This is a genomic window from Rhizobium sp. PAMB 3174, from assembly GCF_052908375.1.
In genome coordinates this window covers 920,966-942,495 of sequence record NZ_CM128608.1, presented here as the reverse complement: position 1 = coordinate 942,495, position 21,530 = coordinate 920,966, and the positions used below count along the sequence as shown (strand labels likewise).

General features: G+C 61.6%; 19 protein-coding genes. 6 read left to right on the top strand and 13 right to left on the bottom strand.

The annotated features are described in order from the left end of the window. Positions 1 to 84 precede the first annotated feature (84 nt). Positions 85 to 969, bottom strand: coding sequence for a formyltetrahydrofolate deformylase (gene purU / locus ACU5AY_RS04435; protein ID WP_446823575.1), 885 nt, complete (start codon positions 967 to 969; stop codon positions 85 to 87). A 416-nt stretch (positions 970 to 1,385) separates the two neighbouring features. Then, positions 1,386 to 1,910, bottom strand: coding sequence for a GNAT family N-acetyltransferase (locus ACU5AY_RS04430; protein WP_446828162.1), 525 nt, complete (start codon positions 1,908 to 1,910; stop codon positions 1,386 to 1,388). Positions 1,911 to 2,178: 268 nt separating this feature from the next. Between ACU5AY_RS04430 and ACU5AY_RS04425 the strand changes: the two genes are divergently transcribed. Continuing rightward, complete coding sequence (locus ACU5AY_RS04425) at positions 2,179 to 3,165, top strand: glutathione S-transferase family protein (RefSeq protein ID WP_446828161.1); 987 nt, start codon at positions 2,179 to 2,181, stop codon at positions 3,163 to 3,165. A gap of 12 nt (positions 3,166 to 3,177) precedes the next feature. On the opposite strand, the gene ACU5AY_RS04420 is transcribed toward ACU5AY_RS04425, so the two are convergent. Continuing rightward, complete coding sequence (locus tag ACU5AY_RS04420; protein ID WP_446828160.1) at positions 3,178 to 3,666, bottom strand: NUDIX domain-containing protein; 489 nt, start codon at positions 3,664 to 3,666, stop codon at positions 3,178 to 3,180. Between the two features lie 41 nt (positions 3,667 to 3,707). Here ACU5AY_RS04420 and ACU5AY_RS04415 point away from each other — a divergent pair, with 41 nt between their 5' ends. Then, positions 3,708 to 4,610 (top strand): metallophosphoesterase family protein, encoded by a 903-nt coding sequence (locus tag ACU5AY_RS04415; RefSeq protein ID WP_446828939.1) that lies wholly within the window; start codon positions 3,708 to 3,710, stop codon positions 4,608 to 4,610. A gap of 29 nt (positions 4,611 to 4,639) precedes the next feature. Here the strand turns inward: ACU5AY_RS04415 and ACU5AY_RS04410 are convergent, their stop codons facing one another. The 4 genes from ACU5AY_RS04410 to ACU5AY_RS04395 form a co-directional block, all read right to left on the bottom strand. Continuing rightward, complete coding sequence (locus tag ACU5AY_RS04410; protein WP_446823571.1) at positions 4,640 to 5,335, bottom strand: CerR family C-terminal domain-containing protein; 696 nt, start codon at positions 5,333 to 5,335, stop codon at positions 4,640 to 4,642. Positions 5,336 to 5,767: 432 nt separating this feature from the next. Then, a complete protein-coding gene (leuA, locus tag ACU5AY_RS04405; protein WP_446828159.1) occupies positions 5,768 to 7,501 on the bottom strand; it encodes a 2-isopropylmalate synthase in 1,734 nt (577 codons plus the stop codon). Positions 7,502 to 7,840: 339 nt separating this feature from the next. Beyond that, positions 7,841 to 9,595, bottom strand: coding sequence for an alpha/beta fold hydrolase (locus tag ACU5AY_RS04400; protein WP_446828158.1), 1,755 nt, complete (start codon positions 9,593 to 9,595; stop codon positions 7,841 to 7,843). A 204-nt stretch (positions 9,596 to 9,799) separates the two neighbouring features. Further along, on the bottom strand, positions 9,800 to 10,390 hold the full coding sequence (locus tag ACU5AY_RS04395; RefSeq protein WP_446823568.1) for an ATP-dependent Clp protease proteolytic subunit: 591 nt from the start codon (positions 10,388 to 10,390) through the stop codon (positions 9,800 to 9,802). Positions 10,391 to 10,607: 217 nt separating this feature from the next. Here ACU5AY_RS04395 and ACU5AY_RS04390 point away from each other — a divergent pair, with 217 nt between their 5' ends. Both ACU5AY_RS04390 and ACU5AY_RS04385 read left to right on the top strand, forming a co-directional pair. Next, complete coding sequence (locus tag ACU5AY_RS04390) at positions 10,608 to 11,426, top strand: isocitrate lyase/PEP mutase family protein (RefSeq protein WP_446828157.1); 819 nt, start codon at positions 10,608 to 10,610, stop codon at positions 11,424 to 11,426. Between the two features lie 141 nt (positions 11,427 to 11,567). Further along, a complete protein-coding gene (locus ACU5AY_RS04385; protein ID WP_446828156.1) occupies positions 11,568 to 12,134 on the top strand; it encodes a HupE/UreJ family protein in 567 nt (188 codons plus the stop codon). A 63-nt stretch (positions 12,135 to 12,197) separates the two neighbouring features. Here ACU5AY_RS04385 and ACU5AY_RS04380 read toward each other — a convergent pair whose 3' ends face one another. The 5 genes from ACU5AY_RS04380 to ACU5AY_RS04360 all read right to left on the bottom strand — a co-directional run bounded on the left by ACU5AY_RS04380 (position 12,198) and on the right by ACU5AY_RS04360 (position 19,218). After that, complete coding sequence (locus ACU5AY_RS04380) at positions 12,198 to 12,917, bottom strand: gamma-glutamylcyclotransferase (protein WP_446828155.1); 720 nt, start codon at positions 12,915 to 12,917, stop codon at positions 12,198 to 12,200. A 37-nt stretch (positions 12,918 to 12,954) separates the two neighbouring features. Beyond that, positions 12,955 to 13,419: a preQ(1) synthase gene (queF, locus tag ACU5AY_RS04375; RefSeq protein ID WP_446828154.1), complete on the bottom strand. Its 465-nt coding sequence runs from the start codon at positions 13,417 to 13,419 to the stop codon at positions 12,955 to 12,957. A gap of 68 nt (positions 13,420 to 13,487) precedes the next feature. Further along, the gene (locus ACU5AY_RS04370) at positions 13,488 to 14,420 is read right to left on the bottom strand and encodes a cation diffusion facilitator family transporter (protein WP_446823563.1); all 933 of its coding nucleotides are present in this window, start codon (positions 14,418 to 14,420) and stop codon (positions 13,488 to 13,490) included. A gap of 131 nt (positions 14,421 to 14,551) precedes the next feature. Then, the gene (locus ACU5AY_RS04365) at positions 14,552 to 16,741 is read right to left on the bottom strand and encodes an anthranilate synthase (RefSeq protein ID WP_446828153.1); all 2,190 of its coding nucleotides are present in this window, start codon (positions 16,739 to 16,741) and stop codon (positions 14,552 to 14,554) included. Between the two features lie 281 nt (positions 16,742 to 17,022). Then, complete coding sequence (locus tag ACU5AY_RS04360) at positions 17,023 to 19,218, bottom strand: TonB-dependent hemoglobin/transferrin/lactoferrin family receptor (RefSeq protein WP_446828152.1); 2,196 nt, start codon at positions 19,216 to 19,218, stop codon at positions 17,023 to 17,025. Between the two features lie 313 nt (positions 19,219 to 19,531). Between ACU5AY_RS04360 and ACU5AY_RS04355 the strand changes: the two genes are divergently transcribed. Continuing rightward, positions 19,532 to 20,368, top strand: coding sequence for an extensin family protein (locus tag ACU5AY_RS04355; RefSeq protein ID WP_446828151.1), 837 nt, complete (start codon positions 19,532 to 19,534; stop codon positions 20,366 to 20,368). Here ACU5AY_RS04355 and ACU5AY_RS04350 read toward each other — a convergent pair. Next, complete coding sequence (locus ACU5AY_RS04350) at positions 20,331 to 20,735, bottom strand: STAS/SEC14 domain-containing protein (protein ID WP_446828150.1); 405 nt, start codon at positions 20,733 to 20,735, stop codon at positions 20,331 to 20,333. The genes ACU5AY_RS04355 and ACU5AY_RS04350 overlap by 38 nt on opposite strands. A gap of 281 nt (positions 20,736 to 21,016) precedes the next feature. Between ACU5AY_RS04350 and ACU5AY_RS04345 the strand changes: the two genes are divergently transcribed. Continuing rightward, positions 21,017 to 21,487, top strand: a complete 471-nt coding sequence (locus ACU5AY_RS04345; protein ID WP_446823558.1) for a diguanylate cyclase — start codon at positions 21,017 to 21,019, stop codon at positions 21,485 to 21,487. Positions 21,488 to 21,530: the final 43 nt, after the last annotated feature.

Here is a 21,530-nt window from a genome sequence, read left to right as displayed (position 1 = left end):
TACCCGGCCCTTCGCGTGGCTCAGGGCGTTCGGCGCTTGAAACGCTCCACCGGAGCGTTTCATCGGGCTATGCCCGACCGCGCCTCACCCCATCCGTTCAGACTTGTAGGCGCCGGGGCTGGCCGGGAAGACGACCGTGCGGTTGCCGTTGATGAAGGTACGGCGCTGGATGTGCGCATGGATGGCGCGCGCCAGGACCTGTGCTTCGACGTCGCGGCCGATCGAGACATAGTCGTCTGCCGACTGCGCATGGGTGATGCGGGCGACGTCCTGCTCGATGATCGGACCTTCGTCGAGATCCGAGGTCACGTAATGCGCCGTCGCACCGATCAGCTTCACGCCGCGCTGGTAGGCCTGCTTATAGGGGTTCGCCCCCTTGAAGGACGGCAGGAAGGAATGGTGGATGTTGATGATCTTGCCGGACATCTTCCGGCACATGTCGTCCGACAACACCTGCATGTAGCGGGCGAGCACGATCAGTTCCGTTCCCGACTGCTCGGCAAGGTCCATGATCCGGGCTTCCGCTTCCGGCTTGTTCTCCTTCGTCACCTTGATGTGGTGGAAGGGAATGTCGTGATTGACGACGACCTTCTGGTAATCGAAATGGTTGGAGACGACACCGACGATGTCGATGTTCAGCGCGCCGATCTTCCAGCGATAGAGAAGGTCGTTGAGGCAGTGGCCGAAGCGCGACACCATCAGCAGCACCTTCATGCGGCTTTCGGCGTCATAGATTTCCCATTCCATGTCGAACTTGTCGGCGATCGGCGGAAAACCGGCCTTCAGGGCCTCGAGCGTCGCGCCCTCTTCGGAGAGGAAGGTGACCCGGGTGAAGAAGTTGCCGGTGTCCAGATCGTCGAACTGCGATGAATCGGTGATGTTGCAGCCCTTGTCGGCGAGATAGGTCGCTAGCGCAGCGACAATCCCGCGCGTCGACCGGCACGAAACGGTGAGAATAAAGGTCTTCATGGTTCCCCCGCAAAAACGGCGTCGTTGGTCTTCTGTCCTGTCCGAAGCGGCTTGCGCCGCAGCGGTGAGGGTTAGTGGCAAAGTCTTGGGGACATGTCCACCTGCAACATCGAATGCCGGCCCTGGCCGTCAATCACCATTGGCAGAAACGTCTGTTGCGGATGTCCCTTTCCTCGCAGCAGAGATTAGGCGAGATGGTAGAAAACTCTGCTCCCTTTGCGCCTTCGAAAGGCTCATCACCGTCAAGGCTTTTCGCGAGCATAACCCCACCGCCCGATTTTGAGCACCCGGAGACGAAAAGCGATTCCTCGCCATACACTTGGACGAGCCAGCTGACTCAGAGCGCGAAGCGTCCGCCGAAATGCCCGTATCGAAGAATGCCTGACATTTCAAACTGCTTGGCGCAAAAGCCTGAATCAGACTGCCAAGGCCTGCCGGACGTCGCCGCGCCAGCCGATCACGCCGTGCAGCCGCTCATGCGTATCGGCGGCGATCGGCACGACCAACACACGGCCTGGATCGACCGGACCGGGAAACTCGAGCGCGCCATAGGCGACCTTCTCGAACCCCAGCGGTCCGTAATAGGGCGGATCGCCGACGAGAATGACGGCTTCCGAACCGGCTCTTCTGGCGGCGGCGACGGCAATTCGTACCAGTTCGCGGCCGATGCCGATATTCTTGTGAGACGGGCGGACTGCAAGCGGCCCGAGCAAGTGGCCCTTGACCATGCCGGCGTTGACTGGCGTCATCCGCACGGATGCGATCACCTCGCCATTGTCCTCGCAGACATAGGAAAGCGAACGTGCATGCGGCCCCTGCTCGCGGATGCGGGCAGCAGCGCGGGTGAACCGGCCGGGGCCGAAGGCTTCTTCGTTGATGAGTTCGATGACGTCGTCATGCGACGCATCCTCGGTGAGGTAGACGAGATCGTGCTTTTTCATGTGGATACGGAAACCGGAAAGACAAACGAATGAGCGGTTCGGACGCGCCAGGTGAAGCGCGGGAAGGTCATCGGCGTCGTCGCAGGTTCCGTATGGCAGTCATCGTCACATGTGTCCCGAATTGAGGTGAAAGGCGGATATCAGGAAATTTTCATGGCGTCCAACACAAAACGCATTGTTCACCTTTTTTGTCTCGATCTTCCCGTCGCGGTCTCTAAGTATAGACCAGACATCAAAGAAACGAACATCAAACGGGGAGACATCGGATATGGGCAAGCTGATCGACGGCACCTGGCACGACGTCTGGTACGACACCAAGGAAACCAAGGGGCACTTCAAGCGCTCCGCATCGAGCTTTCGCAACTACGTGACCGCCACCGGCGAGGCAGGCCCTTCCGGTGAGGCGGGCTTCAAGGCGGAGGCCGGTCGCTATCACCTCTACGTCTCCTATGCCTGTCCCTGGGCGCATCGCACGCTGATCTTCCGCAAGCTCAAGGGTCTTGAGAACCTGATCGGCCTTTCGGTCGTCAATCCGCTAATGCTGAGCAACGGCTGGGAGTTCGGCGGCCATGACGGCGCGACGGAAGATCATCTCCACGGCTCCTCCAAGCTCTGGCAGGTCTACACAAAGGCCGATCCGCACTATTCCGGCCGCGTCACAGTGCCGGTCCTGTGGGACAAGCAGAAGGAAACGATCGTCTCGAACGAATCCGCCGAGATCATCCGCATGTTCAACTCCGCCTTCAACGACCTGACAGGCAACGAGGACGACTATTATCCGGAGGAGTTGAGGGACGAGATCGACGCGATCAACGACCGCGTCTACGACACCGTCAACAACGGCGTCTACAAGGCCGGCTTCGCAACCACCCAGGAAGCCTATGAGGAAAATGTCGAGAAGCTGTTCGAAACGCTCGATTTCCTGGAACAGAAGCTGGCGGACAGCCGCTACCTTGTCGGAAACCGGCTGACGGAGGCGGACTGGCGGCTCTTCACCACGCTGGTGCGCTTCGACGCGGTCTATGTCGGCCACTTCAAGTGCAACATCCGGCGGATCGTCGATTATCCGCACCTCTCGGGTTATCTGCGCGATCTCTACCAGACGCCGGGCGTCAAGGAGACGGTCAACTTCGACCACATCAAGCAGCACTATTATCGCAGCCACACGATGATCAACCCGACCGGCGTCGTGCCCGTCGGCCCGGTGCTCGATCTCGACGCTCCGCATGAGCGGGCGTCTCTCAGTAAAGGCTGAGGCCCTACGGGCTCACCAGTGGTCGGCGGGAATGGCTTCGCCGGCTAGCTCGGCGAGACGCCGGCGGGTTGCCGGCGTTACGCCGTCCGGCAATGCATCCAGCGGAAAGAAGCCAGCTTCGGCGATTTCGCGGTCCGGCCGCCGTGGCGCGGTCTGCCGCACCCGTACCCGGTAGAGCAGGACGTGGTCGCGCCGTGTCGTCACGGTGTTGAAATAGGCCTGCACCAGCTGAGGAGCTTCGAGCATTTCGAGGTTCCCCTCCTCTTCGAGTTCCTTCTTCAGCGCCGCATGTGCCGTCTCTCCTCGCTCCACACCGCCACCCGGCAGGTGCCAGCCGCGCACATAGGTATGGCGCACCAGAAAGATCCGGCCGTCCTCGTCGAAGCACGCGCCCCTGACACCGAGCGTCATGCCACGCGCCAGGAAATAATAGCCGTGGAACAGTCGTAAAAGGACCTTCTCGCCGATCCGCCGCATGCCGGGCTTCCTTTCCGGGTTCATTTTACTTGCCCGATGCGCCATGCATGCTTATGCCTCTTGCCATGTTCAAGCTTGCCCATATTTCCGACGTCCATCTTGGTCCCCTGCCCCGGCTGACGATAGGCGAACTGTTTTCCAAACGCATCACCGGTTTCATCAACTGGCACAGGAACCGGCGCAAGCACCTCTTCACCAACGCCCTCGACATGATCCTGGAAGACATCGAACGGCAGGGTCCCGACCATCTGGCAATAACCGGCGATCTGGTCAATCTCGGCACCGGTTTCGAAGTCCGGGCGGTCGCGCGGTGGCTGGATACGGTCGGTGACCCGAAAGAAGTCTCCGTCGTGCCGGGAAATCACGACGCCTACGTGCGCGGCTCGGTCAAGAAGGCCATCACCGCCTGGAGGCCTTACCTCACCGGTGACGACGGATCGATTTCCGGCGTCGAGCCGGACCAGCCCTTCCCCTATATCCGGCGGCGCGGCCCGGTCGCCCTTATCGGCTGCTCGACATCCATCGCCACTCCGCCATTCTCCGCCACCGGCTATTTCGGGCCCGGACAGGCGCGCGAGACGGCAAGGCTGTTGAAACAGGCAGGCGAGGAAGGCCTTTTCCGCGTCGTGATGATCCACCACCCGCCGATCCGCGGCGCGGCCGCCAGCCACAAGCGCATGTTCGGCATACGCCGCTTCAGGGCGGCGGTCTCTCTCGGCGGCGCGGAACTCGTCCTGCACGGTCACACGCATCTCAACACGATCAACTGGATCAAGACGATGAGGGGCGACATTCCCGTCGTCGGCATCGCCTCCGCGTCGCAGGGCCCGGGCGGCAAGAAGCCGCCGGCAGCCTATAATCTGTTCTCGATTTCCGGGAAGCCGGGCAACTGGAAGCTGTCGATGGAGCGCCACGCGCTGACGGAAGACGGCGAGAGCATTGCGCTCGACATGCGCAAGCATTTCTGACGCCGGAACGGCCCGGCGTCATATCATAATCAGCGGTCCAGAAGCTCCAGATGCTTCTGCGGGGACGTGGCCTTGCCGGCGCGGTGATAGGCGATGATCGCCCGAAGATTGTCCTTCAGCGTGTCGATGACAAGCTGGGCCTGCTTGGGACCGAACTCGCACCATCCCATCTGGTGCAGGACCACGGCCTGACAGTTCTTGAAGTGCATGGTCTGGCCGATCAGGGTGAACACGAGCGCCCGCATCGCGCAGCTGTCGGCGCGCTCTCCGGTGGCGATCGAAAGCAACTGGCACATCCGCTCATGCAGAGGACCGGTAAGCTCCCGCTCCAGGTAGACCAGAACCTCGCCGGGCTGAAGCATCTCGCGCATGATGAAGCGGGTGATCTCAAGCGCATCCGCACGCTCGGTGGAGGTGCGGACGAACGTTGCCAGAATGTCTTCCAGCATAAGACCTGCCTCGTCCGGCGTCATGTCCGCAGACAGCGGCTGGCTGAAGGAGTCACCCATCTGCTCGATGATCGTCGAGACCACGTATTCCGTGCAGGCTAGCCTCAACCCCGGCTTGCCGCCGAAGTGATAGGCGATCGAGCCGATATTGGCCGCGGCCTGATCGGCGATTTGGCGCGTCGACACGGCGTCGTAACCATGCTCTCCAAAAAGACTGAGAGAGGTGGAGATGAGCGCCTGCCTCGTGGCCATTGCCCCCGAGAGTGTCTTCTTCATAGCTGCCAAACCTTTTCTTTCTTCTTTTAATCACTCGATTAATATACAAATCTCGGCCAATATCAAGTCTTGCACGTCACCGCGACGGTTCGTCGCGATGCATGCCCGGCAAGACTGGCCGCAAATTGCCATCCCCTGCCCTGTATAAAAGCACGTCATCGACGGTTTTGAAACTCGCAAGACTGCCAATAGGCCGGAATGGATTCACATCCGGCAGCCATATCCGGGCTTTGCCCGACAAGCGATGCTGCATCGCCTGGCCGCGTCCTGCAGAACATATGGATATTGGAATGTATTATTGCAAGGAGCTGTCGGGGTTCCGGCGATGGCTCCCCGGGACCCAGGCTCGTCTTGCAGCACCTTGAATAGGAGAAGGCCACGCTGTGGCAGCGCGGCCTTCCCTTATCTCGTCTCTCTGGTGGCGCGATTGCGTCAGCGCTGCGCCAGCACCCGGTTTGCTGCCGAGACCACCGCTTCCATGGAGGCGGCGACGATGTTGGTGTTGACGCCGACGCCGAAGAGCTTGCCGCCCGGATAGGAGACTTCCATGTAGCAGATCGCCGATGCGTTCGAGCCGTGCTGCAGCGAATGCTCGGAATAGTCCTCGACCGTCATCTCGATGCCGAGATAGGCCGAGAGCGCATTGATGAAGCCGTCGATCGGACCGTTGCCGTGGCCTTCGATCCGCTTGGTCTCTCCACGGTCGGTGATTTCGGCGGCGACCACGCGCCGGCCCTTCACTGCCGTATCGGCATAGGTATGGTGATCGACGAATTTCAGCCGTGCGTCCGGCTGGTCGACATAGCGCTCGATGAAGCGCTCGTAGATCCGCTTCGAAGGAAGCTCCTTGCCTTCCTCGTCGGTGATCCGCTGGATGTCCTCGCGGAACTCGACCTGCAGGTTGCGCGGCAGGTTGATGCCGTAGTCCTGTTGCAGGATATAGGCGATACCGCCCTTGCCCGACTGCGAGTTGATGCGGATGATCGCCTCGTAGGTGCGGCCGACGTCCTGCGGGTCGATCGGCAGGTACGGCACTTCCCAGAAGGGCTTGTTGGCGACCTTGATCGCCTTCATGCCCTTGTTGATCGCATCCTGGTGCGAGCCCGAGAACGCCGTATAGACCAGCTCGCCGACATAAGGATGCCGCTCCGGGATCGTCATCTGGTTCGAATATTCGTAGACTTCCTTGATGCGCTCGATGTCGGTGCAGTCCAGCTCCGGATCGACGCCCTGGGTGAACATGTTCAGCGCCAGAGTGACGATGTCGACATTGCCGGTGCGTTCGCCATTGCCGAACAGCGTGCCCTCGACACGGTCCGCGCCGGCCATCAGCCCCAGTTCGGTGGCAGCGATCCCGGTGCCACGGTCGTTATGCGGATGCAGCGAGACGATGACGTTTTCGCGATTGTTGATGTTGCGGCACATCCATTCGATCTGGTCGGCATAGATGTTCGGTGTCGCCATCTCGACCGTCGAAGGCAGGTTCAGGATCAGCTTGTTGTCGGCCGTCGGCTGGATGATGTCGATGACCGCGTTGGAGATTTCCAGCGCCACCTCCAGCTCCGTGCCAGTAAAGCTTTCCGGCGAATATTCGAAACGGAAGCCGCCGCCGGCCTTGGCGGCCATGTCGGTGATCATCTTGGCCGCATCGACGGCGATCTGCTTGATCCCGGCGACGTCCTTGCCGAACACCACGCGGCGCTGCAGCTCACTGGTGGAGTTGTAGAAGTGCACGATCGGGCGATGCGCGCCTTCCAGCGCCTCGAAAGTGCGGGTGATCAGTTCCGGCCGGCACTGTACCAGCACCTGCAGCGACACGTCGGCCGGCACGCCGCCTTGCTCGACGCACCAACGGGCAAAATCGAAGTCGGTCTGCGAGGCCGACGGGAAACCGATCTCGATTTCCTTGAAGCCCATGTCGAGCAGCAGCTTGAACATGCGCGCCTTGCGGTCGTGCCCCATCGGGTCGACCAGCGACTGGTTGCCGTCGCGCAAGTCGACCGAACACCAGATCGGCGCCTTGGTGATCGTCTTGGACGGCCATGTGCGGTCCGGAATGGCGATCTGCGGATAAGGACGGTACTTTTCGCTGGCGGACGGCATACCCTTCTTGCCGGCGGTATCCGGCTGGGCATCGGTCTTGGCGGGGGATGCGTTCACGTTCATCTTGCTTCTCTCTTCGCTCCCGGCAGGTCACGCGGCCTATAGCGCATTGTCGCTCTCTTGGCGACGAAAAAGGCGTGTGCTGCCGTTCAGTTGATCAGGATATTCGGCTTTCGAGGAGAGCTTCTGCCGGCAGGGCTTATCGGCCGCCGGGCGCTCCCTCAAAGGACCCGGCAACCGCGAGTAAGGCCGAGGAGAAGAAGCGAGGATAGCGCACGCGAAAAGATCGGACGGCCAAATCGGCCACGTCCGGCTTCGCTGATGATATGTGCGCGTTCTGTCGTCATGGCACGGCTTATAGTGTCTGGCGCGAAGAAAGGCAAGCGCAACCGCCAGCCATCATCACGGCAGATGCAGCACGGTCTCCGCCAGCACATCGCGCCAGCGCTTGAAGAAGATCAGTTCCCCGGCCTGCTGGTCCTCGACATAATGGATCTTCGGAAAGGCCTTCTTGATCTCCGCCAGCGTCTCCGGCGGCGCGGACGGGTCCTCGCGGCCGATGAAGGCGATCTGCGGCAGGTCACAGCCGGCCATCAGTTCGCTCCAGTCCTGCTGCTGCAGTATCACCTCCTCCGCGAACGCCTCATGCGCGCTGTGCCAGTCGGAGAAGGTGATCTCCGAGCCGGTCAGCAGCGCCTCGAAGAGGTCCGGCGTGTCGCAGAGCGCAAGATCGCTCGGCGAGTTCTGGTGGATGAGCCGCACGAAGCCCGCCTTGCCGATTCGCCTTGCAAGGGAAAACCCGGCCTTGATGATGAACGGCAGGATTTTCGGCGCATAGCGCGCATTGGCGCGCACGAAGCGATGCCACTTGCTCATACGCTCGAACTGGATGTGCGAGAGCGTCGGGAAGCCACCGCCGCAGATCACGATCGCCGCCAGCCGCCCCGGATGCCGCCGGGCGAAGGAATACGCGAAGAAACTGTCCGGCCCAAGGGTGATTGCCGGTGCCGCGTCAACGCCGAGGTGATCCATCAACGCCAAAAGGTCATCCGTGACGATCTCCGTCCGGCTGGCCCGCCTCGGCACCGGCGAACTGTGGCCGTAACCCGGCCGGATCGGCACGATCACCCGATAGCCGTTGCGTTTGGCAAGGGCTTCGGCCACGGCCGGCCAGCGGATGAGACCATACTTCATCGGCATGAAAATGATCGGCCGGCCCGCAGGATCGCCGAGCACGACGTAATCCGCGCGGCGCCCGTCCGGACGCCAGAGCGTCTGGAACGGCACGGGCTCGAGCTGCCCCTCCGTACCGTCACCCGCAAGGCCACGCGTGACCGTCCGCTCGCCGTCACCGATCATGTCCATCAGGTTCAGTGTGACGCGCAGCAGTTCCGACTGGCTCTTGGTCCGCGTCTTGTTGAGGATGGATTTGACCTGCGTGCGGATCGTCTCCACCGAACGTGCGCGCGACGCTGCGAGCGCACCGATCGTCTGGCCCTCGACCAGCCCGCGCACAATGTCCACCTCTGCGCTGGTCAGTTGAAAGGCGTCCTTGATCATCGCCGATAGCGCCTCCGGCCAGGCAAGCTCCGTCGAGATCGCCAGCACGAACCGTCCGCCATACCGCGCCGGGTCCATGGGGCTCAGGCGGAAGACGACCACCCGGCCACCATCGTTGAGGTGGCAGCGCAGATACCGGTTGCCGGTGCCCTGTCCGGCGATGCTTCGCACCTCGTTCAGATAGGCTTCGATTTCCGCGGCAGCGAAGGGCAGCTTGCCGGCATCGTCGCCGGTCTTCACGCCGAAGACGGCGATGGCCGCCGCATTCGCCTGGCGGACCGTCCCATCGGGCTCGACGACAAGCGCGGCCGAGGGAAGCAGCGAATTCAGGAGCGCATGCAGCGGGTTGACGACGATCTCTGCCGGCGTGCGATCGAGCACCATCGCCGCCCGCTGGACGTGATCCTCGAGGAACGAGTCGCGGAACTCGCCGCCCTTCTCCCCGCCCTGCCGCAGGATCGGGCCGACCTTCTCGTCCCAGACGTCGATCAGCCGCTCATAGTGCAGTGACGGATCGAGCGCCGCATCATAGAGCGACGTGACGATTTCCGCCCGCTGACCGTCACTGAGATGGCCCCTGTCGTCTTCAGTCCCCATGCGTCCCCAGTACCCCAACTGGTCGTCACGCCCCTGGCAAAAGCCAAGGGTGCCGCGACATCATTGGCCACAACCTATACCATCGATCCGCCCGGAGCGACCCAAGCAACCGGTCAAAAGGCCTGAATTCCGGTCGCGCGGGCAGATGCAAGAAGGGCCCCGCATTGCGAGGCCCTTCCAGGACTTGATTCAGCTAGTGTGCGATCAGCCGATTTCGGCCTGCGACGTGACGATCTTCGACACCAGGCCATAGGCCTGGGCTTCGTTGGCCGACAGCCAGTAGTCGCGATCTGTATCCTTGGCGATCTTTTCGACCGGCTGACCGGTCGCCTCGGAGAAGATCTTGTTCAGGCGCTCGTTCATCTTGATGATTTCGCGGGCCTGGATCTCGATGTCGGACGCCATGCCGCGCGTGCCGCCGGACGGTTGGTGCAGCAGGAAGCGGGTGTTCGGCAGGCATATGCGGCGCTCCTTCGGAGCGGCGACATAGATCAGCGCGCCGGCGGAAGCCACCCAGCCCGTCCCGATCATCCAGACCTTCGGCTTGATGAACTTGATCATGTCATGGATGGAATCGCCCGATTCCACGTGACCGCCCGGCGAATTGACGAAAATCTTGATGTCTTCGTCGCTGGCGGCGGCAAGCGCAACCAGCTGGGCGCAGACCTTGTTGGCGAGCTCCTGCGTGATGCCGCCGTAAATGAAGATCGAGCGCGACTTGAACAGGTTGGCTTCTGCGTCCTTGCCAAGCGGCGCCGCGGTCTTCTTGTCGTCTTCTTCGTCTTCGAGGCGCATGCGCGAACTCCCAATGCTTGATTTCAGTTTCCCGGACATAATGCGACTCCAGTCGTAAAACAATGGAGGAAAAAGGCAAGGGAAGCACGGGGTGAAGGAAAGGTTATGACCACCCGATCACGGGCGCTCTCCAGGCAGCGATTGACATCCGTCTTTTGTTCCCTTTACGTTCACCAACGGATCGCATTGTCGATGACCGCACCTGGGAGGACGGAAGATGGATAAGAGCAAGGGCGCAGCATTTCGGCTTATGCATGACAGGGAGCGCGCGTTCATCATCCCCAATCCCTGGGATCGGGGCTCGGCCCGCATCCTCGCAGGCATGGGGTTCGAGGCCCTTGCAACCACGAGCGCGGGAATGGCGTTCTCGCTCGGCATCGCCGAAGGGACGGCCTCCCGCGAACAGACACTCGACCATTGCAGGACCATCGTGGAGGCGACGCCCCTGCCCGTTTCGGCCGATCTCGAACGAGGCTTCGGCGACCATCCCGAGGCTGTGGCGGCAACCCTTGTCTCGGCCGCCGGCATCGGGCTTGCGGGTGGCTCCATCGAAGACCATACCGGCGACGCTTCCAATCCCATCTACGATTTTGCACTCGCCGTGGAGCGGATCGCCGCAGCGGCGGAAGCTGTGCGCGGCCTGCCGCAGGATTTCGTGCTGACGGCACGATGCGAGAATTTCCTCTGGGGCCGCCCCGATCTCGACGACACGATCCGCAGGCTGCAGGCATTCGAGACGGCGGGCGCAGACGTCCTTTATGCGCCCGGTCTCCCCGACCTCGATGCGATCAGGACCGTCTGCTCTTCACTGCAAAGGCCGGTCAATGTCGTCATGGGCATGCCGGGCACACGCTTCAGCCTGGCGGAGCTCTCCGACGCCGGTGTCCGCCGCGTCAGTGTCGGGTCGGCTTTGGCGCGGCTTGCCTATGGTTCGCTTCTCGGTGCCGCCGAGGAAATGCGCGGCAGCGAAACTTTCGCCTTTGCCGGTCAGGCCGCACCGTTTGCGGCGATAGAACGATACTTCCGCGACCTCTGACCCGGCGTCGCAAACGCCATAGTCTACGGCAAAATGCGCATGGACATCGCCGAGGGACTTACCCTAGTCTGTGAATCTCATTAAGACGGGGTCAGGCGCGACCGGTTCTCGGGCGCCATGTCGACCAAAACGAGGGACATCATGTTGAAAAGAATTTCCATCACCGCCGCCATTTTCGCCGCCGCAGCAGCACCGGCCTTCGCACATATCAGCAGCGAACATCTTTCCGCGATGACCGGCCTTGCGCATCCGCTGTCGGGTGCCGACCACATCCTCGCCATGGTCGCCGTCGGCCTGTGGGCCTCGATGATCGGCGGCCGTGCCAGGCTCATCGTTCCGGCGGCCTTCGTCTCGACGATGGCGCTCGGCTTCCTGCTGTCGATCTCCGGCATCGCCCTGCCCTTCGTCGAACCGGCGATCCTTGCCTCCGTCATCGGCCTCGGCCTCCTCGTCGCCATGGCGGTGAAGATGCCGACCGCCGCTTCCGCCGCCGTCGTTGCCGTCTTCGCCCTCTTCCACGGCTTTGCCCATGGCACCGAAATGCACGGCGCCGGCGCCCTGCCGTTTGCCGCCGGCTTCATCGCCTCGACGATCGCGCTGCATGCCGCCGGCATCGGCCTCGGCACGCTGCTCGGCCGCTACCAGACCGTCGCCCGCCTGCTCGGCGGCGCAACGGCCATCGGCGGCATTGCCCTGATGATGGCATAAGCCGAACCAACCGGATCCAAATACGCGAAACGGGGGCTTCGAGCCCCCGTTTTCATTTTCCGGTCAGACCGATGTCGGAAAATCGGGCTGCCGTTCGATCTCGTCGGCGATCAGCGCCTGCAGCCGCCAGAGGTTCCGGTCGCGAATGCCCAATTGCTCAAGGTGCGAGACGGTATTGAACACATATTCCGCCATCGACCCGCGAAAGCCGCTGGCCCGGGCGAGAATGGCCGCAAGTTCTGCGTCGTCCTCGCAGACGATATAACGCCCGCTCTTGCGGTTCATGGCGAATGTCAGGGCCCGGACCCTGCCCTCGTCGGTGACGACGTCGATCCAGCGCCAGGGAAAGGCCGACGGCACCATGCTGACCTCGCGGCGGATGAGCTTGTGCAGTTCGGCCTCGAGCCCGTCGTCCGGCAGCCGGTAGGCCATGCCGCGGCATTGCCCGCCGCGATCGAGCGCCAGCATCACGCCCGGCGTTTCCCGGCAGCCGCGATAGCGATAGTCCCATCCGAGGCAGAAGCGTCGATGCCAGCCAAGCGCAGTCGCCGGCCGCTTTTCAGTATAGGCAGTCTCGGGATTCCAGATCAGCGATCCATAGCCGAAAAGCCAGACGCCATCATTCGGACGCGAGGCCAGAATGGCGTCCACATCTTTGGCGTAGTCGGCATCGGTTGCGGTGCGAAACCCTTCGATCAACTGCGGACCGGGATCGTCCATGACGCGGGCTACATGGCGGAGATGCGTCTCGGTGAGCCTCATTCGCCTGCCGGTCTTCGTCATGCCGATCTCTTTCCCGTTGCAATCCGTTGATCAGAACTCAGCCGCGCCCGCGATAGGTCGGCACGCCCTGGTCCGGTATCCAGACACCCTTCGGGGCCTCGCCGGTCTGCCAGAACACGTCGATCGGAATGCCGCCGCGCGGATACCAGTAGGCACCGATCCTCAGCCACTCCGGCTCGAGCAGGTCGATGATACGCTTGGCGATGTAGACAGAGCAATCCTCATGGAAAGCGCCGTGATTGCGGAACGCGGTGAGGAACAGCTTCAGCGACTTCGATTCCACCAGCCATTTGCCGGGAACGTAGTCGATGACGATGTGGGCGAAATCGGGCTGGCCGGTCATCGGGCAGAGCGAGGTGAATTCCGGCGCGGTGAAGCGCACGACATATTGCGTGCCTTCATTGCCGTTCGGAACCCGCTCGAGAACGGCCTCTTCCGGCGTCTGCGGCGCGGATACGGTCTGGCCGAGCTGCGTCAGCCCGGAAACATCGGTCTTGGACATGGGTAAGCCTCAAAGTCTGGAAATTGGCCGGTGTCATAGACCCGCCGGGCGCGGAATGGAAGCCCCGGTCAGCCCGCCGCCGCGTGGCGGCTGCGACGCCTGCCGATATTGACGTGAACACCATGCGCCTTCTCGCCTTCCGGCTCGACGTGGATCGCGATGCTGGCGCCGGAGATCACGTTGTGGATCGCATCTTCCAGCCGGTCGCAGATGTCATGCGCCTCGCCGACCGGCATCTGCCCGGAGACCACCAGATGAAAGTCGACGAAGACGGCCGGCCCGGCGCGGCGGGTCCGCAGATCGTGAACGTCGATCGCGCCCTTCGCATTGTCCGAGATCGCCTGCTTGATCGCTGCCTCCTCGTCCGCCGTCACGGCCTTGTCCATAAGGCCGCTTACCGAATGGGAAATCACCTTCCAGCCCTGGTAGAGGATGTTGACGGCCACCAGGATCGCCATCAGCGGATCGAGGATGGCATAGCCTGTGAGAATGGCCGCGACCAGGCCGACCAGCACCCCGCCGGAGGTGATGACGTCGGAGAGGATATGCTGGCCATCGGCCGTCAGTGCTGCGGAATGATGCGCCTTGCCGATGCGGATCAGCAGATAGGCCCAGGCGGCGTTGACGACCGCAGCCGCCGTATTGATCACCAGACCCAGTGCCGGTGCAGCAGGCAGTTCCGGGGAGCTTAGATGCGGCAGCGCTTCGTTGACGATCAGCAGCGCCGCCAGCACGATCATCACGCCTTCGGCAACCGCCGAGAGATATTCCGCCTTGTAGTGGCCGAACTGGTGATCCTCGTCGGCCGGCTTCTGCGCATAGACGACGACGAAATAGGCGATGAAGGCGGCGATGACGTTGACCGTCGACTCCAGCGCATCCGACAGCAGCGCGACGGAACCCGTCACCCACCAGGCGAGCAGCTTCAGCCCCATCACGAAGAAGGCAAGAGGGATGCCCCAGAAAGCGATCCGCTTCAGGTTTTCGCGCTCGACAGCCATGACCGGCTCCACTTCGTGATCTCCCGCGCCGCATAGCATTCAAGCGCAGCAGAGCAAAGCGGCAGATTGCACTATCAAAAGAAAAAGGCGGCCTTTGATGCCGCCTTTTCATCTTCTCTGTTCGCAGGCACTCAGGCGGCCTTGATCTTCGCCCGCTTTGCCAGATGCGTCACCACGTTCTCGATCATCCGCATGCCGGCATCGTGACCGAGTGTCATGATCGATTCCGGGTGGAACTGGACGGCGGCGATCGGCTCCTTGGTGTGCTCGATGCCCATCACAGTTCCGTCCTCGCTTTCCGCGGTGATCATGAATTCGGCCGGCAGGGCCACCGGATCTGCGAAGATCGAGTGGTAGCGGCCGACCGTGATCTCCTTGCCGAGGCCGGAGAAGACGATGCCCGGATCGAGGACGCGGATGCGCGACGGCTTGCCGTGCATGGGGATGGCCAGTTGGCGCAACTGCCCGCCATAGGCTTCGGCAAGCGCCTGCAGGCCGAGGCAGACGCCGAAGATCGGCAGGTCGCGGGCTCGCGCCTTCTTGATCGTCGCTTTGGTGTCGAAGTCCTGCGGGCTGCCCGGTCCGGGCGACAGCACGACGAGGTCCGGCTTCATGCGGTCGAACACCTCTTCCGGCACCGGCGTTCTGACGGTCGTCACCGTCGCGCCCGTCTGGCGGAAATAGTTGGCGAGTGTATGCACGAAGCTGTCTTCGTGGTCGATCAGGAGGATGTTGACGCCCTTGCCGACGGCGGCAACGTCGCGCTGCGTCTTGGCATTGCTGCCGACCTTGGCTTCACGGATGGCAGACAGCATGGCGGATGCCTTCAGTTCGGTTTCGGCTTCTTCTTCCTGCGGATTGGAATCGAATAGCAGCGTCGCGCCGGCGCGCACTTCTGCGATGCCGTCCTTGATGCGGATGGTGCGCAGCGTCAGGCCGGTGTTCATGTCGCCGTTGAAGCCGACCATGCCGATCGCCCCGCCATACCAGGCGCGCGGGCTCTTCTCGTGGTTCTCGATGAAGCGCATCGCCCAGAGCTTCGGCGCGCCGGTGACGGTGACCGCCCAGGCGTGGCTAAGGAAGCCGTCGAAGGCGTCCATGTCGTCACGCAGACGGCCCTCGATATGATCGACCGTATGGATCAGGCGCGAATACATCTCGATCTGCCGGCGGCCGATGACCTTGACGGACCCCGGCTCGCAGACGCGGCTCTTGTCGTTGCGGTCGACGTCCGAGCACATGGTCAGCTCGGACTCGTCCTTCTTGGAGTTCAGGAGCTTCAGGATCTGCTCGCTATCGGCAATCGGATCGTCGCCGCGCTTGATCGTGCCGGAGATCGGGCAGGTCTCGATGCGACGGCCCGAGACCCGGACGAACATTTCCGGCGAGGCACCGATCAGGTATTCCTGATTGCCGAGATTGATGAAGAAGGAATAGGGCGACGGATTGATCGCCTTCAGGCGGCGGGAGATGGCCGACGGCTTGCTCTCGCAGCGCTCCATGAACTTCTGGCCGGGAACGACCTCGAAGAGATCGCCCTTCTGGAAGCTTTCCTTGGCCTTGACGACCAGCTCGGAATACTCGCCCGGACGATGGTCGCCGCGCGGCGGGATCGTATCCGTCATCTTGAACGGTTCCGGAGCGATCGTGCCGCCCTTGCCGAAGGTCGTCAGGCCGTCCTTCTCGAAATCGTAGCGCTGCACCCAGGCCTTGGCCGAATAGTTGTCGACGACGAGAATTTCGTCCGGCAGGTAGAGCACCATGTCGCGCTGGTCCCCTGCCCGCTCCAGCTTCAGCTTGATGGCGTCGAACTGGAAGGCGAGATCGTAGCCGAAGGCGCCGTAGAGACCGAGATTGTCGTCGGCCTTGGAGAAGAACAGATCCGTAATGGCGCGCAGGACGGTGAACACGGTCGGGATCTTCGAGCGCTCTTCCTCGGTGAAGACCCGATCCGGCTCCTTGACCGTCAGGTCGATGCGGCGGTCGGTGCTCTGGTCGATGGTCACGTCCTCGACGGCGGCGAGCTTTTCGCCGATGAAGGCCAGAAGCACCTCGCCGCGCTCGTTATACGCATCGAGCCACATCTTGCGGCCGAAGCAGGAAACGCCGACCGGCGGATCGACGATCGCCGTGTCCCAGCGGGTATAGCGGCCCGGATACTCATAGTTCGACGACAGCACCGCACCGCGTCGCTCGTCCATCATGTCGATATAGTCGGAGATCGCGTCGGCGTAAGGCTTCTCGATCTTCTGCCGGGTGATGGTGATGCCACCCTTCGTCTCGTAGACTTCCGCGCCGTCATCGCGAAGTATCGTAACCATTCTCTTCTCTCCAGCATTCCCCTGGCCGGGTGATCAGGCGCTTAAAATACAAAAAAGCCGCCTGAAGGATCCCGGGCGGCTTCACAAGTCTTCGTCTTCAAGACACGACTGGTCGCGGCCGCCTCAGCGAGCCCACCACCAGTTCCAGATGTTCAAAGACGTGTTCATGGGGCGAATTGTTAGCGCGTGTCCCCGGCTTTAGCAAGACCGGCTTTTCGGCTTTGAAAAAATAGGGAGCGGCATGATGCATGCCGCTCCCGCAACTGATGAAATATTGAAGTTTAAAAGGTTTTGGTAATCGAAACTTTGAACGTGCGTCCCGGCTCCGAGTAGAAAGCACGGTTGGATGAAGTCGATGTGACGTTCACATCCTTGACCTCCAGCGCATCGTAATACTCCTTGTCGAACAGGTTGTAGACGCCGGCCTGTACCCTCAGCCCCTTGAGCTTCGCGGGCTCCCACCATCCGGTCACGTTGACGATGCCGTACCCGGCGGGCTTGAAATTGGCGGTGGACTTGTCCGAAACGCCGCTGACGCCGATCACGGTGAAATCCGTTCCCCATTCCTCCTGCTGATATCCGATGCCGGCGACCACCTTGAGCGGCGGCACGGAAGCCAGGCGCTCGCCAGTGTCGAGATCCTCACCGATCGCATAGCTCAGCGCGCCATGCAGATTGATGCCGTTGTCGAAGTTCTTGTGGAGATTGGCCTCGGCACCATAGATGCGGACACGGTTCCGGTTGAAGTACTCCGTGCTGCCCATCGGGAAGTCGGAGGTGATGGTCGTCTCGCTGTCGATGAAGTTGCGGTAACGATTGTAGAAACCGGCCAGCCGCCCGCCGAAGCCCTCATTGCCAAAGTTGGTGCCGAGTTCGAAGCCATTGCTGGTTTCCGCATCCAGATCGGGATTGCCGATTGTCCGATAGCGGCCCGGATTGGTGTAGTTGAGATACATCTGCGTGACACTCGGCGCCTTGAAGCCGACCGCCCATTGCGCATAGAGCTCGACATCCGGTCGAACCTGCCAGGACGCTCTCACCTTGGGCGAGAACTGATAGTCGCTGGTTCCGTCAGGCAGCCCGTCATAGCCGTCATTGTTCTCGTAGCCCGCCGTTTCCTTCGTGTCGTAGTTGAACCAGTCGAAGCGCAAGCCCGGTGTGAGCGAGAAATTGCTGTTGCCGAAGCTGATCTTGTCGTCGGCGTAGATGCCCAGATTTGTGCTCCAGACTTCCGGCATGTCAGCCTGGTTGTTGTGATAGAACGAGCAGGCGGTTGGCTTGGTGGCGTAGGTGTCGCACGTGTCGTAACCCGTCTCGTACTGCGTCGTCTTCGCCAGCGATGCGTTGCCGCCGACGGTAACCTCGTGGTTCAGGCTGCCGGTCTCGAAGCCACCCTTCACCCAGCCGGTGAAGCCGAAGGACTTGTCGTCATAGTCGCTCTTGCGCCAGTAGTCGCCGGCCGGAGCGCTAAGTCGGTACGCTTCCACCCCGCCGTACTTCTGCAGTTTCTGCCAATAAAGAGTGGCCGAAGCACTGTCGATAAGGCTGTCGGTACTCTCCGACTCGAACCGGTAGTCGAGCGACACGCGCGTACGGGTCGTATCGTCGATGTCGTCGTAGTCGTCCTGGCGATAGGTCGTGCCCTGCTGATTGCGCAGGTCGGTGGTCGAATCATAGTTGTAGTGCTCTGCGGTCAGGCCGATCGTATGGCCGCCCTCGAGTTTGCGGCGGATCTTGAAGAGCACGTTCTCGCGATCGAAGTCCTCGGGGTTCGCCTCGGTGCGCGTCGATCCGTAGCCGCCGACGTCGCCCTTCGTCTCGGTCTCGTGTCCCTTCTTGTAGCTGCCCTGGAAGAGCACCGACGTGTCGCCAACGCGCTTGGCGCCGGCGACGGAGGCGCTGAAGGAACGGTCGGAACTGTCGTAGGTCGTCTTGGCGACGACACCCCAGTCCTTGTACTCGCTGATCAGGTCTTCCGGTTCCAGCGTACGCAGCACGACGGCGCCGCCGAGCGCACCGGACCCGGCGCGCGACGAATCCGCGCCGCGGACGATGTCGATGGCGGAGAGCGACGAGAAGTCGTAGCTGTCCGATCCGCCGAGCGCATAGCCGCGCACCGGATCGCTGACATAGGGGATGGGAACACCGTCAATGAGCGTCAGGACACGGTCCTCTTCCAGACCGCGGATGTTGACCGAGCCGGATGCGCCGACGAAGCTGACGCCCGGCTCCGTGGTGTTGCCGAGATCGTTGAGATTGTCGACGTCCTTCTTGGCGATCTCCTCCCGCGTCGTCTCGCTGGCCAGCGGCGTTTCGGCGACTGCGGATTTCACCCGCTTGCCCTTGAGCACGATCGGGGCGAGTTCGGTCGTATCCTCGGTCTTCTGTGCATCCTGCGCAGAAGCGATGCAGGCGGACGAGGCAAGAAGAATGGCAGACAGCGCAAGTATCGAGGAATGCGCAGGGCGAAGCGGCATTGAGCTAGTCCTTTCGATGGGATCGACCGGGCTGGCTGAGGCATCTTCATATGCCGGGCTGGCTGGGCAGGGAGACGAGGCACCGGAAAAGCGCCTGATTTCCGCCACATAAATAACATGAGTTTTTATGTCAACAAATTATCCATGCTGTACCGGAATTGAACATTTCCGCCGTTGGCGCGTTGCAGCCATGCAACAGTGTCTTCCTGCATCCACCATGTGGTTCAAGCAGCGGCGACCATTGCCTTGTTGCAAACACGAGACCATGGCTCCGTTTCCGGAGCCGGTCATGGTCGGGGCATGGAGACGACGCATGAGGACACTGAAAGCCGGACTTCTGACGATAGCCGCACTTCTGCTGATCTCGGCTGCATTGCCTGAGACGGGTCCTGTCCCGAAGGAAAACCCCATGCGTGAGGAGGCCTCGCCGCCATCCGGCGAAAAGGCCAGCCCGGACGACGCAGCACCCGCCGAGACAAAGGACGATCAGAAGAAAGGCGCTGACAACGGGGAAAAGACCGACGACGAGAAGAAGCCGGCCGAAGAGACTGTTCCCAAGACGCCCCCGTCCCCTCCGGTCGAAAAGGAAAATGCCGCCACATACGCCGCCTGCATCAGCGACCTGAAGGCCATCGGCGCGGCCTTCAGCGAGAAGGAACGGATCGACGACGGCGATGGTTGCGGTATCGACAAGCCGATCGAGGTCACCGCCGTCCTGCCCGGCGTCAAGATCGAGCCGGCGGCGACCCTTCGCTGCGAGGCCGCCTTGGCGCTTGCCCACTGGACGCGCGACACAGTCATCCCCATGTCGGAGAAGGCCTTTCCAAAGGCGGGCCGCCTCACCACGCTCGGCCAGGCGTCAAGCTATATCTGCCGCAACCGCAACAGCGCCACGACAGGCAAGCTGTCGGAACACGCCAGAGGCAATGCCATCGACATCGCCTCTTTCAAGTTCTCCGGCGGCAAAGCGCTCACCGTGGAACCGCGCAGCAAAGATTCGACCTTTGACGGCGCGTTTCAGCGCGCCGTTCGCGAAGCGGCCTGCCTGGACTTCACCACCGTCCTGGGGCCGCCAAGCGACGAAGCCCACAAGACACACCTTCATCTCGACGTCATAGAGCGGCGTGGCGGGTTTCGGTATTGCTGGTGAAATCCTTGTCATAGGCAAGCCAAGCCGTCGCCTTCTCGAGGTTTTCCGTCTTGAATACATGCGTTTCCGCCGGGATCATGAAGGCGACCGAGTGGATGATGGCGGCCATCACCGAACTGGAGGTGACGACAGCGATCTTTTCGAAATCGAAATAGTGCCTCAAACCGAAAACCGCGTCGTCCCAGACCGCGCCGAGTTCGAACCCGGCAAAGTCATCCGCCAGCACGAACAGGAAACGCATCCTTCCGTCTTCAAGCGCATTGAGAACCGCGGGAATGAGCACCGTCTCATAGTCGTGCGCCTTGAGTTTCCCGTGCGCCTCGAACCCGATAATTCCGTCGGGCAGATCGTCCATTTGCTTCAGCATCGTTTTCTCCCTTGGATGCGGACCGAAGAACGAAGTGTTGAAACAGTATAGCACGAACGGCCACTCAAAGCACCGAACTGATCTGCTGATCAGCAATGGTGGAATACATAGTAATTGCAAGATTTAAGGATGTTCAGGCGTCTTGACAGGGCGTATCCTCCATATAGTGGGAGAAGTACGATCAGCAAACTCAGCCTGGACCGAAGGAATTTCAATCTGATGAGATCCGAAGGCAAGGCCGACTCGTATGAGTGATAGAAACTAGGAAACAGCCTGTGCCATTGCGTTTTACAGATATCGACGAGACCTCAAAAACCGCCGACCGCGACCATATCAGCATTTCCGACAAGGAAATCGTGGATCTCGTGGCCGCCTACCGGCTTTATGGTTTCTGGCGAATGGACCTGGAAACAGGTCATTTCTTCGCGACGAAAGATATCTTCACGCTGTTCGGCATGGAATACACCACGGGCCCGATGAACCTGGTCGAGGCCAACAGCAAGATCCATCCGGACGACTACACGCTTGTTGTCCAGGCACTCGAAACCTGCATCGAGCAGAGAAACAGCTTTCACGTGATCTTTCGCCTGAAGAGCGGCGATCAGAACTTCAAGTTTCTGCGTAGCGTCGGCCGCTACCGCGAAACGCCGGACGGCCGCGGCGAGATGGTCGGCATCACCTACGAATTCTTCGAGCGCCTTCGCGCCATCGGCTTCGTCGGAGACGGCGCCGAGAACATGGCGACTGTCTGAAAAGAATCTTCGGCCCGCCGATAAACTGAGCGGGCCGTCGCAT

What these genes read in the sequence shown, in the direction of transcription:
- ACU5AY_RS04430 (WP_446828162.1), bottom strand. Translation starts at nt 1,910, where the DNA reads ATGAAAAAGCACGATCTCGTCTACCTCACCGAGGATGCGTCGCATGAC.
- ACU5AY_RS04425 (WP_446828161.1), top strand. Translation starts at nt 2,179, where the DNA reads ATGGGCAAGCTGATCGACGGCACCTGGCACGACGTCTGGTACGACACC.
- ACU5AY_RS04350 (WP_446828150.1), bottom strand. Translation starts at nt 20,735, where the DNA reads ATGCTGAAGCAAATGGACGATCTGCCCGACGGAATTATCGGGTTCGAG.
- ACU5AY_RS04365 (WP_446828153.1), bottom strand. Translation starts at nt 16,741, where the DNA reads ATGGTTACGATACTTCGCGATGACGGCGCGGAAGTCTACGAGACGAAG.
- ACU5AY_RS04395 (WP_446823568.1), bottom strand. Translation starts at nt 10,390, where the DNA reads ATGCGCCTCGAAGACGAAGAAGACGACAAGAAGACCGCGGCGCCGCTT.
- ACU5AY_RS04370 (WP_446823563.1), bottom strand. Translation starts at nt 14,420, where the DNA reads ATGGCTGTCGAGCGCGAAAACCTGAAGCGGATCGCTTTCTGGGGCATC.
- ACU5AY_RS04355 (WP_446828151.1), top strand. Translation starts at nt 19,532, where the DNA reads ATGAGGACACTGAAAGCCGGACTTCTGACGATAGCCGCACTTCTGCTG.
- ACU5AY_RS04390 (WP_446828157.1), top strand. Translation starts at nt 10,608, where the DNA reads ATGGATAAGAGCAAGGGCGCAGCATTTCGGCTTATGCATGACAGGGAG.
- ACU5AY_RS04420 (WP_446828160.1), bottom strand. Translation starts at nt 3,666, where the DNA reads ATGAACCCGGAAAGGAAGCCCGGCATGCGGCGGATCGGCGAGAAGGTC.
- ACU5AY_RS04385 (WP_446828156.1), top strand. Translation starts at nt 11,568, where the DNA reads ATGTTGAAAAGAATTTCCATCACCGCCGCCATTTTCGCCGCCGCAGCA.
- queF (WP_446828154.1), bottom strand. Translation starts at nt 13,419, where the DNA reads ATGTCCAAGACCGATGTTTCCGGGCTGACGCAGCTCGGCCAGACCGTA.
- ACU5AY_RS04410 (WP_446823571.1), bottom strand. Translation starts at nt 5,335, where the DNA reads ATGAAGAAGACACTCTCGGGGGCAATGGCCACGAGGCAGGCGCTCATC.
- ACU5AY_RS04360 (WP_446828152.1), bottom strand. Translation starts at nt 19,218, where the DNA reads ATGCCGCTTCGCCCTGCGCATTCCTCGATACTTGCGCTGTCTGCCATT.
- leuA (WP_446828159.1), bottom strand. Translation starts at nt 7,501, where the DNA reads ATGAACGTGAACGCATCCCCCGCCAAGACCGATGCCCAGCCGGATACC.
- ACU5AY_RS04415 (WP_446828939.1), top strand. Translation starts at nt 3,708, where the DNA reads ATGTTCAAGCTTGCCCATATTTCCGACGTCCATCTTGGTCCCCTGCCC.
- ACU5AY_RS04380 (WP_446828155.1), bottom strand. Translation starts at nt 12,917, where the DNA reads ATGACGAAGACCGGCAGGCGAATGAGGCTCACCGAGACGCATCTCCGC.
- purU (WP_446823575.1), bottom strand. Translation starts at nt 969, where the DNA reads ATGAAGACCTTTATTCTCACCGTTTCGTGCCGGTCGACGCGCGGGATT.
- ACU5AY_RS04400 (WP_446828158.1), bottom strand. Translation starts at nt 9,595, where the DNA reads ATGGGGACTGAAGACGACAGGGGCCATCTCAGTGACGGTCAGCGGGCG.